The sequence below is a fragment of the Formosimonas limnophila genome (assembly GCF_014652675.1).
GTDB lineage: Bacteria > Pseudomonadota > Gammaproteobacteria > Burkholderiales > Burkholderiaceae > Hydromonas > Hydromonas limnophila.
Window position 1 is genome coordinate 20014 of record NZ_BMZG01000001.1, and the last position, 15736, is coordinate 35749.

Annotated in this window: 12 protein-coding genes and 1 tRNA gene; 1 reads left to right on the top strand and 12 read right to left on the bottom strand. The window is 47.5% G+C overall.

Translation table 11 applies throughout. The features are described 5' to 3' along the window. Nucleotides 1-26: 26 nt before the first annotated feature. The 12 genes from IE082_RS00110 to IE082_RS00165 all read right to left on the bottom strand — a co-directional run bounded on the left by IE082_RS00110 (nucleotide 27) and on the right by IE082_RS00165 (nucleotide 12863). On the bottom strand, nucleotides 27-5051 hold the full coding sequence (locus IE082_RS00110) for a DEAD/DEAH box helicase (RefSeq protein WP_189490103.1): 5025 nt from the start codon (nucleotides 5049-5051) through the stop codon (nucleotides 27-29). Between the two features lie 36 nt (nucleotides 5052-5087). Beyond that, on the bottom strand, nucleotides 5088-5552 hold the full coding sequence (locus IE082_RS00115; RefSeq protein WP_189490106.1) for a rolling circle replication-associated protein: 465 nt from the start codon (nucleotides 5550-5552) through the stop codon (nucleotides 5088-5090). A gap of 188 nt (nucleotides 5553-5740) precedes the next feature. Further along, nucleotides 5741-5944: a helix-turn-helix transcriptional regulator gene (locus IE082_RS00120; RefSeq protein ID WP_189490108.1), complete on the bottom strand. Its 204-nt coding sequence runs from the start codon at nucleotides 5942-5944 to the stop codon at nucleotides 5741-5743. Between the two features lie 127 nt (nucleotides 5945-6071). Continuing rightward, nucleotides 6072-6800 (bottom strand): hypothetical protein, encoded by a 729-nt coding sequence (locus tag IE082_RS00125; RefSeq protein WP_189490110.1) that lies wholly within the window; start codon nucleotides 6798-6800, stop codon nucleotides 6072-6074. Nucleotides 6801-6811: 11 nt separating this feature from the next. Continuing rightward, on the bottom strand, nucleotides 6812-8104 hold the full coding sequence (locus IE082_RS00130; RefSeq protein WP_189490111.1) for a tyrosine-type recombinase/integrase: 1293 nt from the start codon (nucleotides 8102-8104) through the stop codon (nucleotides 6812-6814). A 233-nt stretch (nucleotides 8105-8337) separates the two neighbouring features. After that, nucleotides 8338-8414, bottom strand: a tRNA-Met gene (locus IE082_RS00135). 59 nt (nucleotides 8415-8473) lie between these two features. Beyond that, entirely contained in the window at nucleotides 8474-9376 is a 903-nt protein-coding gene (locus IE082_RS00140; protein ID WP_189490113.1) for a BPSS1780 family membrane protein, read from the bottom strand. A 5-nt stretch (nucleotides 9377-9381) separates the two neighbouring features. Beyond that, the gene (locus IE082_RS00145; RefSeq protein ID WP_189490115.1) at nucleotides 9382-10353 is read right to left on the bottom strand and encodes a homoserine kinase; all 972 of its coding nucleotides are present in this window, start codon (nucleotides 10351-10353) and stop codon (nucleotides 9382-9384) included. A 149-nt stretch (nucleotides 10354-10502) separates the two neighbouring features. Next, entirely contained in the window at nucleotides 10503-10964 is a 462-nt protein-coding gene (locus tag IE082_RS00150; protein WP_229809647.1) for a copper chaperone PCu(A)C, read from the bottom strand. Between the two features lie 76 nt (nucleotides 10965-11040). Next, a complete protein-coding gene (locus IE082_RS00155; RefSeq protein ID WP_189490117.1) occupies nucleotides 11041-11553 on the bottom strand; it encodes a YcnI family copper-binding membrane protein in 513 nt (170 codons plus the stop codon). 74 nt (nucleotides 11554-11627) lie between these two features. After that, on the bottom strand, nucleotides 11628-12053 hold the full coding sequence (locus tag IE082_RS00160; protein ID WP_189490118.1) for a hypothetical protein: 426 nt from the start codon (nucleotides 12051-12053) through the stop codon (nucleotides 11628-11630). Between the two features lie 63 nt (nucleotides 12054-12116). Then, nucleotides 12117-12863: an LOG family protein gene (locus tag IE082_RS00165; protein ID WP_189490120.1), complete on the bottom strand. Its 747-nt coding sequence runs from the start codon at nucleotides 12861-12863 to the stop codon at nucleotides 12117-12119. A gap of 93 nt (nucleotides 12864-12956) precedes the next feature. Here IE082_RS00165 and polA point away from each other — a divergent pair, with 93 nt between their 5' ends. Beyond that, nucleotides 12957-15725 (top strand): DNA polymerase I, encoded by a 2769-nt coding sequence (gene polA / locus IE082_RS00170; RefSeq protein ID WP_189490614.1) that lies wholly within the window; start codon nucleotides 12957-12959, stop codon nucleotides 15723-15725. Nucleotides 15726-15736 lie beyond the last annotated feature (11 nt).

Genomic DNA, 15736 nt, shown 5'->3' on the forward strand with positions numbered 1-15736 from the left:
AAGAATGCATGATAGAGTGCACATCCTCAAATCTCCAATTTAGGCAATGCCTTAACAATCTTCACCGTCTCAATGCTCACGGTAATCACCCGCTGCAATAATTCGAGTGGATAGCGTGCATTATTCATCGTTTCGATTGCCCAGTCGTTGGCGTCGTTGACGATGCCGCTGTCTTTGTGGGTGGTGACGGATTGGCGTTCCATGACCCATTCGATGGCGGGTTTGCCGTTGACGATGTAGTCGTAGGCTTCAAGTGGGATGTCGGTGAGGGTGATTTTGGCGTTGTATTCGATGCGAGTTTTGTTGTGTTTGATAGGCTTACCGTCTTCGTCTGTACCTGTGCCTTTACCAAACTTCATTTTGGTGACATAAAAATCTTTATCTGACAAAGCCTGCACTGCCAATGCGCCACCCACGAAATTCACGGGGTAGGGTGCAACACTTTCATAATCCACATGCAACTCTGCTAAAGCACGCCCAGCTTGCATGAACGCCTCAAAATCACGATAGGTTTTCACGCGAGGAATCCGTGGCAATTCTTTGGTGAGATTGTCGGCATAGCGGGTTTTATAGTCCTCTGAGTGCAATAAGCCATAGGTGTAATAAAACACATCTTCTTTGCTGATGCTCGCACCTGCTGGCATTTGAGCAGCATAAAAGTCTGCAAAATGCGCCAAACCCGCATCGGTGATGCCGTCTTTGATTGTGTATTGACCTGCTGCACCATTAGACAAGCCCACTTCGGATGCATCGTCAAACATCTCACTTTGTGGCGTGGCGGCGTTGCTTGTGTCGCTGACGTTGGGTTCGTAGAGTTTGAGGGGGAAGCATTGTGCACCAGCTTCAAGCATATTTAAATCAACAATGCAGTCACTCATTAGCGATGACACGCCATTCCTTGAGCCTTTCCCATTAATCAATATCACCCGATTTTCAGCCGAAGCGTCGGGGAAAATGCGGGGCATTTGATAAACCATCTCGTTAAAGCTTCTATCAAAATACAAAGCCGCTTTTGTAAAAGGGCGGTAAAGCGAGATAACAATTTTATTTGCAGCAAATTTAAATCTCCTTTGCTTTTCCAAATCCCACTTTAATGCACGAGTCCAACTAATTTTTGAGTTTTCAAATGAAATAAAATCTTCTGTATTTGGTGGACAATTACTATTGATATATCTATCAACTTCTTCGTTATAAAAGTTAATGGTTAGACGCATATTTTTAGCTAGTAACTGCTTTGAATAGTTATAACACCATGCATCACGTTGTGTTTTAAGTCCACTTGAATAATTCTCAAACAATACCTCACTACTCTTATCCTTCTTATCCCCCAAGCTGATGTGTTCACTAAAGCTGTCATCGCGCTGATTAATCCAATCGCCATGCACATCAGGTGTGATATTGACCCAGCCATTGGCTGCGGTGATGCCTGTAATGCTGGCAAATTCGATTAGTTTTTCTTTTTTTTCACTGGTTTTTAAGTCATCACCAATGTTATGGTAATAAATATTTCCGTGACTCATTGATTGAGGATTTTTCACAAAAAAAGTAACAGCAATACCAGTCATGCTGCCACTCTCAAAAATATTTTGTCCTTCTTTTGCTTTGCCACGACTCAACATATTTTTACGAATATCACCTCGTAAATTCAACACATACATGTTTGTAAACTCGTCGGTCAAGCATTTACGCATACCGTCCATTGCTGGCTTTTCAATAAATCCGCTTCCTGAAACAAACCCAATCACCCCAGCGTCTTTGATGCGGTCGCTCGCCCAGCGAATGGCGCGGATATAACTGTCATATAAAGCGTTTTTATTCGTGGCTTTTGATTTGGCAGCATAACTGTTACGAATCTCCTCATCCAATTTCGGATAAACCACATTGGCGTTATTATCGTTCGCAGATTCTTGCCCTGACGAATACGGCGGATTGCCAATAATCACCCGAATATCGAGTTTCTTTTGGCGTTTGCGACGGCTGCTGTTGGCTTCGAGTAACTCACTGACAAGGTCTTCCTTTTCGTTCATTTGGAAGGTGTCGGTGAGACAAATGCCATTGAACGGTTGATATTGAACTTCCGTATCAGGGTTCTGTTCTTTAATGAGGTCGTGGTACACCGATTCGATATTAATGGCGGCGATGTAGTAAGCCAATAATACCAACTCATTGGCGTGGATTTCGTGTTTGTATTTGTGCGCCAGTTGTTCGGGCGCGATAAGACCGCTTTGCAATAGTCGGGTGATGAATGTGCCTGTGCCTGTGAAGGGGTCAATGATGTGGACGTTGTCACTGCCCAGCGTTTGGTTAAATTCGCTTTTGAGGATGTCGTTCACGCTGTGAATAATAAAATCCACCACTTCCACGGGCGTATAGACAATGCCCAGCCGCTGGGTCATGCGTGGAAAGGCATTTCTAAAGAATTTGTCATACAACTCCACCACAATCTTTTGTTTGCCTGTGGCGTTGGTGATGCCTGCGGCGCGTTCTTTGACGCTGGTGTAGAAACGTTCTAGGGTATCGGTTTCCTTTTCGAGGTGGTGTTTTTCGAGCACATTGAGCACGTCTTGCATGGCAAGGCTCATCGGGTTGTTTTGGGCGAAGCTGTAGCCTTCAAACAGGGCATCAAACACGGGTTTGGTGATGAGGTGCTGGGCGAGCATTTCGACGATTTCGGCATCGGTGATTGCGCCATTGAGGTCGTCACGGATTTCATGGGCGAAGGCGTTAAATGCACTGATGGCTTCGGTGTTGTTTGGGTTTTCCAATATGGTTTGGATGCGAGTAATATGCGTATTGGCAATTTTAGCGATGTCATTCGCCCAGTCTTCCCAGTGGTGACGGTTGCCACATTTATCAACGATTTTGGCGATGATGGCGCGTTCGATTTCGCCCACTTCAAAGGCCAGTTCGCCCTGAGCAGGAACGGGTGTATCTGCCGTGCCTATGGATGAGCCGCCGCGTCCTGTGTTTTTGTTTTTGATGGTTTTGCCGTTGGCGTCCTTTTGTGTTTTGGTTTTGGCATTGATTTTGTCGGTGACGGCAATGACTTCCATTTTGCGTTTGTCCACGCCCATGAGGTCGGTTTTATTTATCATGGCATCGAATCGGTCATCATGACTGCGTAGGGCTTGTAAGACTTGCCAAACAACTTTATAGGTTTTGTTGTCGTTCAGTGCTTCGCTGGGTGTCATGGTGGAGGGGATGACCACGGGCAATATCACATAACCACGCTTTTTGCCTTCGGCATTGCGCATGACGCGCCCAACGGATTGCACCACGTCCACTTGGCTGTTGCGTGGGGTAAGGAATAGCACGGCATCCAATGCAGGCACATCCACACCCTCAGATAAACAACGCACGTTCGATAAAATGCGGCAGGTGTCTTGTGGGGTTTGTTCTTTGAGCCAATTGAGCTTGTCCTCTTTGGCGGTGGCGTTCATGCCGCCATCGACGTGTTCGGCTTCGCATTTGAGCGTCAATGATGGGGGCAGTGATTCGGTTTCGAAGCTGTTTTCTATTTCGCTGGCTTTGTAGGCTTCAACCACTTCTGAGAACATGTTGGCGATGTTCTTTGAGCTGACCTTGTGTTGTCGCGCATTGGCTTTAATGTCAATGACCTGACAGAACGCCACTGCGCGGCGCATGGGGTCTTTGTCACCAATAAGCTCCTCATGCAGCCCTTGCTTGGATAAAGCTTTCCAACAGCCTACGATTTTGGCTGCGTCGTCTACTTTAAGGCTGTTGTTCTCGTCGGCGAGTAGGTCTTGTAATCGTGAACTGACGTGCTTTTCATCCATGGCGAGTACGAGGACTTTGTAATCCACCAATAAGCCTTGGCGCACAGCTTCTGAGAATGTAATGACATGTAGCTCTTTGCCGTAGAGGTTTTCATCATCCATTGAGCACAGGGCGATGTTGTCTTTGTCGGCGGTGGCCTTTGCCATTTCGCCATAAATGCGCGGCGTAGCGGTCATGTACAGGCGTTTGTCGGCTTTGATGAAGTCGGCATCGTGGACTTTGACAAAGTTTGATTCATCGTCATCACCAAATGTCGCCCCCGTGGTGCGGTGCGCCTCGTCACAAATGATGAGGTCAAATGCGGCTAGGTTGTGTTCTTTTTGCGCTTTGCTGATGGTATCTATCGAGTGGTAGGTAGAGAATACGACACTCATGTGCTCGTCGTCGTGTCGTTTGGTCATTTCTATTGCCAGACGACTGGCATCGGTAGTCGCGGGGTAGCGCAATTCATGGGCGAAGGTTTGCACCGTGTCATCATCGGCTTTGCGCTTTTTACCCACATCACTGTCCGAACACACGGCGAAGCTGTGTAATGGCGTTTCGGATTCTTGCGTCCATTCGGTGAGGGTTTGGCTCAAAAGTGACAATGAAGGCACTAAAAACAGAACACGCTTGCCTTTGCCTGCGAGTTTTTCGGCAATTTTAAGACTGGTAAAGGTTTTACCCGTGCCACAGGCCATGATGAGCTTGCCACGCTCTGCGGTCTTTAAACCATGCGCTACGGCACTGAGCGCGCCTTTTTGGTGGTCGCGCAGCTTCTTTTTGTCTTTGAATTTTGGTGAGGATTTGGCTTGATATTGTGACCAGTCAATTTGGCTGTTTTCTAAATCGTGTAGGTCTATTTTGCTGACAGGTGGCTGTTGATTGGCGAGTGCGTCTTCGGCGTGTTCTGACCAGTTATTGGTCGTGGTGACAATGATGCGATGACTAAATGGCTTTTTACCCGATGCGGTAAAGAAACTGTCGATGTCGGATTTTTGAATCCGATAGTCATCGGCGTAAAACTTGCATTGAATGGCGTGGTATTCATCCGTGCCTTGGGTCTTGGCCACCAAGTCAATGCCCGTGTCTCGTTTGTCGATTCCTTGGCTGTCTGCCCATTGTGCGTATGTCCATACGTCACTGTACAGGTCTTGATAGCTGGGTTCATTTTTGAGGTAAAGCACCACAAGCTCTTCGAAATATGTGCCTTTTTCGCGCTCGCTTTGGGCGGTGGCTTTAAATTGGCTAAGTATCGTTTGTAGTGCGCTCATGAGTGACCTCGGTTTTAATTGATTTGACCGTAGATTTTAGCTGATAGCCGTTGTTTTTTGGAGTTGATTGCTAACTAATTGTGAATTGGGGCAGATAATCCAACTTTCATAAAAACAGGGCTTATCTATGTGTTTGGTCACATATTCGACTACTCGCTTTTTGTCTCGGTTTATCTGCTGAATGTCTACACTGCCATGCTGGGCTTGTTTGAGCCATTGGGTTTCTAAAATTCTGAGCGTCCATTCTGTCTTGGTTGGGCATATTTTAAGCAATAAGTGAAAATGTGCGAATCCTCGGCTGTCGTATTCAATAAAACCACACCATAACCATTGTTCATTTGCATAGCCTCGGCTTCTAAATAAACGGCTCGTCATATTGCTGTGAAAACGTCTGAGCTTGGCTTGCATGGTAGCCACTTGATAATCTTGGTTGGTGTTTAGTGTGATGAGGTGCGTCCATTCAATGCTTACAAGCCAATTGCCCAGCTCCTTTTTGAGCATGATGTGTTGCTTTGTGCGCCGTGTGAGTGTGTTGTCATATAAGGCTGATTCGTTGATTGCGGGCGTAACTTGGCTAATGAATGTCATCTTGCATTCGCTTTTAAAACGGTTGGGATGGAGGGGTAAGGCTGGCGACCATCGCACGCGCCTATGGTTTTTTAATACTGGGTTAAAATTGATGGGGCAGTTCAAGCCCTGTAATCAAGAGGCGACTCAAAAAACTTGTGCAGCTCCTCGTTACGGTACATGGTGCAACGCGCACCGAGCTTTATCGGCTGTGGTGCTTTGCCCTCTAAAACAAGCTGTCGCCACTTTTCTTTACTGAATGGACAAAACGGCTGAAATTGTTTCCATCGGCTGAGGCCTTGGGTGGGTAGTGATAATGTCGTCATTTGCGACTCCTTTTTAACTATGGTCTTTGATAGCCAAACTTGCTATGTGCCGACTCTAAAGGAATTGATTAAAAAAAAGGCCTCACACCTGAGGTGTAAAGCCTTTTTTAATGCTGATGTTTTTTAGCTAAGCAGTTGTTTTTATTACCTTTCTTTGAACGTAGTCTTGTATTGTGAACCATGTGGCCTCAAAGATTTGTTCTTGTGTGGTGTCGTGTTTTTGCCAATCATAAATGATGACGCTGCCATCATTAGCAGCTTCTTTTAGCCATTTGTGCAACTGCCCATCTTTTTCTGTGAGGGTGCTCGAATCACTGTCTTTATGCGTTTTAAGAAACGCCCGTAGTTTTTGAGTGTCGTTTAATCCATTCGTTTTAATAAAGGTGTCGATGCCCTGTGGTTTGTAGATGGTCTCAATGATGCTTTCACCTATTTGGACATAAATTTCTTGAAAGTCTTTCCAGCCTCCTTCTTTTTGACCGTGATTTTCTTTGACTTTGCCTCGCTTTTTGATTTCGCAATAAAACCAGCACTTTAAATCCAACAGTGGCTCACCTTGGGCTAATTTATGATTTTTGTGGTTTTCTTTTTCGGCTTGCGCCCTCGCATAATCAGCACCATTATTGAATTTGATGCTCATTAATTCGAGGATGACCTCATGGGTTAGCTCATCATCATGTGATGCAAGGATTTTTATTGACTCGCTTGCTGAAGCTGTGGATAGTTCAAGTAATATTTTTTTGCTTACTTGGATTGTCTGATAACGTTTGCGCCAGTAATCAGGGATGGTTTCGGCCATTTGTCCTGAGCGTATTTCTTGCTCTATTTGTTCAAAATAATATTTTTCAAAATTCATTTTATCCACCTTTATTGTGAACGTGCCATTTTAAGAATCTGACCGCTATGCCTTAATTCATCCAATCTGTCTGCCCATGCTTGCATCATCTTTTTACGTTGAGGCACGTATTTGGCGTGATTGTATGCAGCGGCTACTTTGTTGCGCTCCATATGGGCAAGCTGTAATTCAATGTGCTCGTGTGGATAACCCATTTCGTGTAATTCTGTCGATGCCACCCCTCTAAATCCGTGAACCGTCATGCGGTCTTTATATCCCAATATGTGCAAGGCTTTATTCAGTGTGCCATCACTCATCACTTTATTCTCACCCTTGGTGCTTGGGAATAAGTGCTTTCGGTGGCCATTGATACGGTGCAATTGCTCGATAACTTCTAACGCTTGGCGTGATAATGGCACGATATGTGGGGTGGGCATTTTCATGCGCTCAGCTGGGATTGTCCACAATCCCGCTTCAAGGTCAAACTCGCGCCACTCTGCGCCGCGTAGCTCACCATGGCGCACAAAGGTTAAAGCCATCAACTGCAAGCCTAAACGCGCCAGTACGCCATCGTATGAATCTATAGCTCGCAGTAGGTTGGGCATTTCCTTAATACCTACACGCAACTGGTTCACTACTTGATGTTTGCCTGCCAATAAGTCCCCGCGCCGTATATTGGCTAAAGGATTGCTTTCCATTATACCCAGTGCGCAAGCGTGCCTAAATATTTGCCCACATGCTACCCATGCCTTATCTGCCAGCACAGGGGCGCGCTCCTCAATGGCTTTGAGCACAGGGGCGATTTCACGCAAGGTGAGGGCGTTGATTGAACGCTTGCCCAATTTGGGCAGCACATCGGCTTCAAGCCTGCGCCATGTGGCTGTGGCGTGTTTCTCGCTGATGCCTTTGCCAATGCGCCAGTTTTCCCACCATAGCTTTGCCACTTGCTCAAATGTGTTTTGCGCTTCCTTTTTGGCCTGCGCTTTCGATTCTTGGCGTGCCTGTGCGGGGTCTATGCCTTGTTTGACTTGTGCGTAGGCTTCCGAGTGCTTTTGACGGGCTTGGGCAAGGGTAACGGCTGGATACTCACCCAACGATAAACGGCTTGCCTTGCCGTGAATACGGTAACGATAAAACCAAAACCACGCGCCCCATTCGCGACGTATGAGGGTTAAGCCTTTGCCGTCTGATAATGATGTGGGTATGCTCACTTGTCCCGCTGCATCCATGAATAGAGACAATACTGTGTCGTCGCCCAATAAAGCACGTTCTATGTTATTGATGTCTTTGGGTAGTTTTGCGGGATTGAGTTTTTCGGCAGCCATTTGTGTATCCGTTCACTTATTGATGGTTTTTCAATAAAATCAAACGGATAGGGTGGTTTAGTGTATCCGTTGGTTCGATTAATGTGTTGTCATCATAACGGATACACATACGGATACACAAGTTATTTTTCGCCTATGGTTGCCAAGGGTTGGCTATGAATAGCAAAAAGCCCGCAATTACGCGGGCTTCAGGCTTGTTTCTTGCTAACGTCGGGTGACGTTTGGCTATATATTGGTGGCGAATCAGGGATTCGAACCCCGGACCTGCGGATTATGATTCCGTCGCTCTAACCGACTGAGCTAATTCGCCGAAAGATTGGCATTATGATGACCTTGAAGATGTTTGTCAAGGCGTTTTTTCATAAATGATTATGTGTTTGCCGACATTGGGTTTTGGTTGACAGCTTTTTTCAGGCTGGCCATGATGATGTTGTGATAGCTGGCGAAGATGACAGCGTAGTTGAGCGCGGTGAATAGACAGATGGCTGGCAATATGAGCCAAGTGCTGATTAACGGAGCGACGGCTGTGAGAATCGATAGCAGTATGGATATCACAAAAAAAGCAAACAGCATCAAGCATCCCAATACAATCAGGGGCAATATGTTTTTCAAGATGGTGATGACAGAGTAAAGCATGGCGCGCAGTGGCGATGTGTTTTGCCAAACCAAAAATAGTGGGCTGTAAACGAACAGAGCGATCAAACCCATCATGGTGAACGTCAGCAGATACAGGCTATTGATCGCTTTATAAAAAGCGGGGTCGTTGAAGTAGAGGTTTTCAAGCTTAAGGCGGTTTTCGCTGGCGATGGTGGTGGCTTCGGACAGGTTGGTTGCGGGTTGCGTATTGCTAAATAGTTCTATGGCTTTCGCAATCGGGGTCGTGTCGACTTGCTGCAAAATCAGTGCGACAGCGGCAGGGATGATGGCGATAATGGCGCCGAGTGCGAATAGTCGTGTGCGGTGATTGGCGTGAAAGCCTGAAAATACGTCAAAAGGCGTAACGCCTTGCTGAAGTCGGATTTTTTGCGCCACGTCGGCCATACCGAATGATAATGCTGGCATGACGACGGTGGATAATGCCAAGCCAATGAAGGGGACACTGTTGATGAGCAATGACAAGAGAATTGTCCATGCTGCGGTGATGAAGAGCGACCAAGGTTGTGCTTTGAGTAGCAAAAAGCCATTTTTGAACCAAGTAAAACCGCTGCCAATCGGCATACTGGCGATTTTAAAAGAAAGTGTCGTGGTTGTCGGTGTTGATGTGTCGTTCATGTGATTTAAATCCAGAGAAAGTTGTCGTGTGCGGCACGTCGACTGAGCAATATACGCTCAAAATGTGTGGGATCTTTGGGGGTGAGCATCTCGGCTTCGCGGGTGCGGTAGTAGTCATATAAGCGCGAAATCCAAAAACGCAAGGCCGCCGCGCGTAGCATCATCGGCCATGCAGCCTTGTCTGCGTCAGTGAGTGGATTCACAGCGTGATAAGCGGACATCATGGCGTGAAAGTGCTCGGTCAGCAGCTCGCCTGTGCTGCGCTCAATGCACCAGTCATTGACCGTGACCGCGAGGTCAAACAACCATTTATCAACCCCTGCGAAATAAAAATCAATGAAAGCAGGCTCATCGGGGGTGGCGAATAAAACATTGTCGACAAATAAGTCACAGTGACCTGCACCGCTGGGCAGGGATTGATATTGGGCCGTTTGGGCGAATTTTTGTTGTTCGCTGATTTCATCACGCAGCAGGTCTGCGATTTTATCTGGGAGAAACTCAGCCACGCGACTTTCCATCATCACCCACCAGTCTAAACCGCGCAGGTTCGGCTGAGTGCCGTTAAAGTCTTTACCTGCCAAATGCATCTGCGCCAATACGCGGCCGACACTGGCGCAGTGCGCTGGCGTCGGTGTGGCTGTGTCGCTGCCCGCTAATTTACTGACCAAGCAGGCAGGTTTGCCTGCAAGTGGGCGGAACAATGTGCCATTTTTGTCCGCAAAAGGACGCGGTACAGGAATGCCCTTGATGGCCAAGTGCTGCATGAGTTCGAGGTAAAACGGCAGTTGTTCGGGGGTGAGCAACTCAAAAATGGTCAACACGTAATCGGTATTTGTGCCATCTTGCTTGAGCGTGACAAAAAAGTTTGAGTTCTCGATGCCGCTGGCAATGCCTTTGAATTCAACGAGTTCGCCGAGGTTTAACGGTTGCAGCCAGTCGCGCAACTGCTCTGAGGTGATGGGGGTGAAAACGGCCATGGTCTTTGTTCATTTGACATAAAAAACTGCGCGTTGGGATAACGCGCAGCGTGATGGGACGTATTTTAGCAAAAATTACTCATCAGAACGAATTCGTTTTGACTTGTTTTTCTCTGTCAATAATTTAAATGGTGTTCGTAGTTCTTTATTCAATGATGTCCAGTGTGTTCTGTATCCATTTGTCCCAATGCTTTAACAGTGGCCATGACTTTGATGATTTCCGTTTTGCCTTTAGTGGTTTTGATCGTGAGTGTGACGGGGACTTTGCTTCCTGCTGCCAAAGGCTGCTTCAAACCAATGAACATGAGGTGTAGGCCACCTGGCTTTAACTCAACTTTTTGTTTCGCAGGCAGTCGGATGCTGGGCTGCTGCTCCATTTTCATCATGCCGTTTTCGTGACTCATGGCATGCAGCTGTACTTCTTGTGCTGCAGGTGATTTGGCGGCGATCAGCTGAGCATTTTCTGTGCTGACGAGCGTGACAAACGCGCCGCCCATGCTTTGCCCCGAAACTGTGGCGCGTGCCCATGCGTCTCTCGCGGTGGTTTTGGCGTGGGTGGTGATGGTCACGCCCATCAGTGCTGCGGCTATTAACCAGTTGAATTTATTCATGATTTCTATTCCTCAATCTGAGCTTTTGGATGCTTTGCGCACACCGATGATGTGCGCAAACGACTTTAGAAAGGCTTTAGTGGTGATGGCTGCTGTGGGTTTGTTCAGCTTTTGGCATGATGGTAAAAACAGCCGCTGGATACGCGTCGTCATGACTCATCGATTGCCAAACCTGCTTGGTGTTGCCACAGCTTTGCTCGACGACGAAATAAACAGGGCCAGCCGCGCTGGCTGCTTTGGCCTGAAAAACGAATTCGTCATAAAAGTCAGCTGGCAAGTTGCCATTGGACCAAGTGAGGCTGTTGACGTCTTCGGTGACTGTTTTGCCGTGAGATTCGTATGGCTTTGACAAAGTGGCTTTATTGATTTTGACATCCCAGTTGGCTTTTGGCATGGGTTTTGCTGCTTGAATGCCTTCGGGGATGTTGATTTTGATGCTGCTTGTGGCAGCTGTGCCGCAGCCGTGAGGCACTTTGAGGGCAAAACGAACGGTGCTGCCTTGTTCTGCTTTGTCTTGAACGAAGCCAACGTGGGCTTGGCTGGTGGCGGCAATGAGATTTAACGCCAAGAAAATCATGGTCTTTTTCATATACCACTCCATTGTGATAAGCGATTAGTTGATAACAAGCGCGTACAACCAACCGAAACACAAGGGTGCGACGGTCAGATGAGCGCTGTTTTTAAATGAGCAAACAATGGCGTGCGAGGAGGCGCCTGCGACTGAGCCAGTTGCCAGCGAAGACTATAGTGAATGAGTTTCGGCTGTGTGGCTCGGCTTCTCCGAGCCATCAGCCGTGGAGATGCGAACAACAGCAAGGTGGGCAAAAATGCCCAAGGCATCACAGGCTGACAGCAAGGGTGGCATTTTTGATGTGACGACTGTGTGGTGCTGTCTGATGTGTTATCTGCTGCACTGATGCTGGGTGATTTGACCCAAACAGTGGTAAAACCCATTTCGGTACATAGCTCTGTGTAGTAGCCGCTGTTTGTGGTGGACGAGCGTATTGATGGTGCAAATAACATCGAAAGCATGATGAGTAACCACCATGCTTTGTGCAAACTGCGAAGTTTCTCAAACGAGTAAAGCATCAGTCTCAATATAGCGTGTCAGCTAAGACGGTTTAGTTGGTAAAATCTTGCCAGATGAACGCTTTAAAGTTGCAACATTTGCAGTCGTTCTTCTTCACTCATTTCAAAGCCACGTTTCTCGTAAAAATCAAAAATCGAGTTGACGATGAATTTAGGGTTGTCGGTGATTTGTACGAGTTCTAAATCGACTGCAGAAATCAAGCCGTTGCTGAGTAATTGCTCTTCGACCCATGACCATAAACCACTCCAAAATTCTGTGCCATACAGAAAAATCGGCATTTTTTTGCTTTTTTGGGTCTGGATGAGGGTGAGGGCTTCGAATAATTCGTCCAGAGTGCCCAAACCACCGGGCATAACGACGTAAGCCGTGGCGTATTTTACAAAGGCGACTTTACGGGAGAAAAAGTGGCGAAAGTTGACCGAAACGTTTTGGTATGGGTTGCCCGTTTGTTCGTGCGGCAGCAAAATATTTAGGCCGACGCTGGGGGCTTTTCCGTGAAAAGCGCCTTTGTTGGCCGCTTCCATAATGCCTGGGCCACCGCCTGAGATGACAGAAAAGCCTGCGTTGGAGAGCAGGTTGGCGAGTTCTTCGGTTTTTTCGTAATAGGGCTGACCGGGTTTGGTGCGTGCGCTACCAAAGATGCTGACAGCAGGGCGAATATTGGCCAATTGCTCGGCAGAATTAACGAATTCTGACATAATGCCGAGTATGTGCCATGACTCGCGGGCTTTGAGTTGACCGAGTTTTTCGGCGTCAAGGACGTGGGTTTCGCTCAAGGTTTGGATTTTTTCTTTGGCGTTTTGATTCATAGCTGGCCTTTGGGATTTAATAAAATAACGGCTTCATTGTACGATAGATGAGGCTTGAGGATGGAAGTTGCAATGAAAAAAATTACGGATTTGATGGCGAGCGCGCCGCAGACTTTACTGTTGGTGGATGGTTCGAGTTTTTTGTACCGCGCTTATCATGCCTTACCAGATTTGCGCAGCCCGAGCGGCGCACCGACGGGGGCGCTGTACGGCATGATCAATATGCTCAAGAAGTTAAAAAGTACTGTGCCGACAGCACATGCGGTGTGTGTGTTTGATGCGAAAGGCAAAACGTTCCGCGACGATTGGTATCCCGAATACAAAGCAAACCGAGACAAAATGCCTGATGACATGGTCGCTCAGATTGAGGAAATTGATTTGGCGGTACGTGGCTTAGGCTGGCCTGTGTTGTCGGTCGTTGGCGTCGAGGCTGACGACGTGATTGGTACGTTGTCTCGCCAAGCGAGTGCGAGTGGCTGGGCGACGATTATGGCGACGGGGGATAAAGACTTAACCCAGCTCGTGAACGAACAAGTGCTCTGGTACAACACCATGAGCGACGAGGTACTTGATAATAACGGTGTGACAGTGAAGTTTGGTGTGCCGCCCGAGCGGATTGTTGATTATCTGACCTTGGTTGGTGATGCGGTTGATAACGTCCCTGGTGTAGAGAAGGTCGGCCCCAAAACGGCTGTTAAATGGTTAACTGAATACCAAACGCTGGATAACTTGGTTGCGAATGCAGACAAAGTCACGGGCAAAGTCGGCGAAAATCTACGCGCCGCGCTCGATTGGCTGCCGCAAGCGCGCCAACTGGTGACGGTGAAGTGTGATGTGGATTTAACGACTGATGTACCTGATTTGGATTCGGTGCTGTATCGCGACGAAGACAAAGAGACTTTGCGTGCCTTATACACTCGCTCGAACTTTCGCACGTGGTTAAAGGCACTGGACGCGGGTACGAGCGAGACCGAGACGACGAAAAAAACAAGTGGTGATTTATTTTCAACCGATACAGGGTCTACTGAGTCCATGGCGGTTGCACTCACCAAGATGCAGGTGAATACCACCATCGTCAATACGACGCAGGGTTTGACCGATTTAATCAGTACCTTAAACGCTGCCGAGCTGGTCGCATTTGATTGTGAAACGACGTCATTGATTCCGCATCAGGCACGGCTGGTTGGTTTGTCGTTTGCTGTGACAGAGGATGCGGGTTGGTACGTGCCTGTTGCGCATGAGGGTATGCAAAATCTTGAGCAACTACCGCTTGATGAGGTTTTGACGGCCTTGAAGCCGTGGTTGGAGTCGCATCAGACTCGAAAAATCGGTCAACATTTGAAATACGACAGTCATGTTTTGGCCAATCACGGTTTGCAGCTAAACGGCGTTGTGTTTGACACCTTGCTTGAGTCTTATGTGCTTGATTCACATGCGCAGCATCGACTTGATGCGATTGGTGAACGGTATTTGCATGTTTCGAGTACATCCTATGAGGATTTGTGCGGCAAGGGCGCACAGCAAATTGGTTTTGCACAAGTCGCGATTGAGACTGCGGCGAATTATGCGGTTGAGGATGCGGCGTTGTGCATTGGTGCGCATCGCGTGATGTATCCGTTGATTTGTGCGGATGAGGGTTTGCGAAATGTTTATGAACACATCGAATTACCAACGTCGCATGTGTTGTTTGAGATGGAGAGAAACGGTGTTTTGCTCGACGCACATGAACTAAAAAATCAATCACACCACATTGGCCAAGAGCTGATGGCGTTGGAAAAGCGGGCTTATGAGCTCGCAGGGCAGCCATTCAATCTGAACAGTCCCAAGCAAATCGGCGAGATATTTTTTGATAAACTCGGCTTACCCGTCATCAAAAAAACCGCCAAAGGCGCGGCCTCGACCGATGAGGAAGTGTTGCAAAAGCTTGCAGAGGATTATCCTCTGCCGAAAACATTATTAGAGTACCGTGGTTTATCGAAGCTCAAGTCCACTTATACGGACAAACTGCCGCTCATGGTTGAGCCATCGACGGGGCGCGTGCACACCACCTATGGTCAGGCGATTGCGGTCACGGGGCGTTTGTCATCGAACGATCCTAATTTGCAAAACATCCCGATTAAGTCTGAGCAAGGGCGCAAAATCCGCACGGCGTTTATTGCGCCTTCAGGTTCGTCCATTTTTTCTGCCGATTATTCGCAAATTGAGCTGCGGATTTTGGCACATCTGTCGCAAGACCCAGGATTGCTCTCAGCATTTAAGAATTTTGAGGATATTCACCAGCGCACAGCCGCACAGGTGTTTGGTGTGGGTTTAAATGATGTCACTTTTGATCAACGACGCATGGCAAAGATGATTAACTTCGGTTTGATTTATGGCATGAGTGCTTTTGGTTTGGCGAACAATTTAGACATCAGCCGAACCGCGGCGCAACAGTATATGGATTCTTATTTTATGCAGTATCCAGCGGTATTACAATTCATGGAAACCACGAAGCAATATGCCCGTGAACACGGCTATGTCAAAACGCACTTTGGTCGCCGCTTGTATTTGACGGACATCAATAATCGAAACATGGGCAAACGCCAAGGTGCCGAACGTGCGGCCATCAATGCGCCAATGCAGGGAACATCAGCGGATTTAATCAAGCTTGCCATGATTGCGGTGTCAGCCGAACTGAAAAAGCAAAACCTAAAATCCAAACTCATTATGCAAGTACACGATGAGCTGGTCCTTGAAGTACCAAATGACGAACTGGACATCGTTAAAACCCTTGTCCCACAATGCATGGCAAACGTCGCCGATTTATCAGTCCCGCTTGTTGCTGAAGTGGGAGTCGGGGTTAATTGGGATGCGGCTCATTAATCGATAAAATT